Origin of the sequence: Aeromonas finlandensis (assembly GCF_000764645.1) — a bacterium.
GTDB lineage: Bacteria > Pseudomonadota > Gammaproteobacteria > Enterobacterales > Aeromonadaceae > Aeromonas > Aeromonas finlandensis.
This window is the reverse complement of the sequence record NZ_JRGK01000193.1, coordinates 1-1,620: the sequence shown is the minus strand read 5'-3', so window position 1 is coordinate 1,620 and position 1,620 is coordinate 1. Positions and strand designations below refer to the sequence as shown.

The 1,620-nt window shown below is 50.4% G+C and carries 2 protein-coding genes; one reads left to right on the top strand and one right to left on the bottom strand.

Annotation, left to right across the window (positions count from 1 at the left end; translation table 11 throughout):
- On the bottom strand, positions 1–769 hold a 769-nt coding region (locus LD28_RS0112475; protein ID WP_033137289.1), incomplete at its 3' end, for a phosphoethanolamine transferase.
- A gap of 318 nt (positions 770–1,087) precedes the next feature.
- Between LD28_RS0112475 and LD28_RS0112470 the strand changes: the two genes are divergently transcribed.
- A partial coding sequence (locus LD28_RS0112470; RefSeq protein ID WP_033137288.1) for a COG4705 family protein occupies positions 1,088–1,620 on the top strand: 533 nt, incomplete at its 3' end.

Below are 1,620 nucleotides of genomic sequence, written 5' to 3'. Positions count from 1 at the left end.
AGGGGTTGGTCTCTTTCTCGTAGCCGTTCATCGAGAAGTTCTTGCCACGAGCAGTCTCCCCCACCACCAGGAACATCAGGGTCGGCTTATCCTCTTTCGCCACCCGCTTGGCATCATCTCCCAGGGTGGTAAAGGGAACCGGCTCTGCCAGGTACCGTTTGTAGAGATACTTGGTAGTGCTGTAGACAAAGTTGGCAGGCACGATTTCACGGTTGAGATTCTGGTTATTGCGCCCGACGGAGACGTAATCCTGATAGTAGAAGGCGGCGATGATCCCGACGATTGCCAGTGAGCCCAGCATGGAGAGTCCACGCTGGAAGAGGCCTGCATACCACTTTTTCGGATACTCAATCTTGACAAAAAAGAGCAACACCGCGGGCAACACCCCGGCCAGCGATACCCAGGCGACGATGGGCATGCTGATATAGGAGTAGGCTTCGCTCTGGTTGGTCTCGAAGATGTTCTGGATCATGTCCTGATCAAACAGGACGCGGTACTTCATCATGGTGTAGCTGACAATAGCGCCAACCACGAAGAGAAACGCGAAGAACGGCTTGATCAGATAGCGCACTGAAAATGGCATAAAGACGAAGTTAAGTGCTGCCACCAGCAGGACAGGGATCGATATCGCAAACCCCATCTTGAAGTGCTCCAGATTGGAGAGGATCTCATAAAAATGGAGCAACACGGGCCAATTGAGCAGAAAAGCAAACACCAACGCCAACAATAAAATAAATGGCACAACTCTTATTTTAACAACTGAAGGCATGACTTCTCCCTGAGAGGCATTTCAAACATTGATTGGGTATTCCATTACTGCGTGGGAATAGTACCAGAGCTGGATGAGGACAAAACCTACCTTTTGTAAGGGCGTGTTGCATTGTGAGCTTTGTCAATAATATGAAGTATGAGTGAACGATAACTCTTGAATCTTAAGGAAAAATTAAGAGGAAATTTTGCCGGGCCGGTTGTCATCTGGCTAAAAAGCGTTTTCTTGTCAGCGTTGTAGCGAGCTTAAGCCTCTCTTAAGAAATCCCCGACATGCTCTATTCGACGGATCGTCGTCGAACCACAGGATGGGTGGGCTATGCATCACAGTGTCAACGCCTCAGTCAGCAAAGTGCCAGAGATCACCCTGGCATTCTGGATTATCAAAATATTGGCAACAACGCTGGGTGAAACCGGCGGCGATGCCGTCTCCATGTCGATGGACCTTGGCTATCTGCTAAGTACCGCTATTTTTGCAGTCATCTTCTTTATTGCTGTCAGTGCACAGATTTCCGCGCGCAGTTACCACCCCGCACTCTATTGGACCACGATCATCGCCACCACCACGGTCGGCACGACACTGGCCGACTTTGCAGATCGCTCACTCGGACTGGGCTATGCAGGGGGCTCAACGCTGCTTTTTATGCTGCTGATGGGCTCTTTCTTCGTCTGGTACAAATTTCAAGGCGGAGTATCCACCGGCAATATCAGTTCGCCACAAACCGAGATGTTCTACTGGATCACCATCATGTTCTCCCAAACGTTGGGAACAGCATTAGGTGACTGGGTCGCCGATGATGGTGGATTTGGCTACACCGGCAGCATGATCCTGTTTGGCGCCATCTTGCTGGC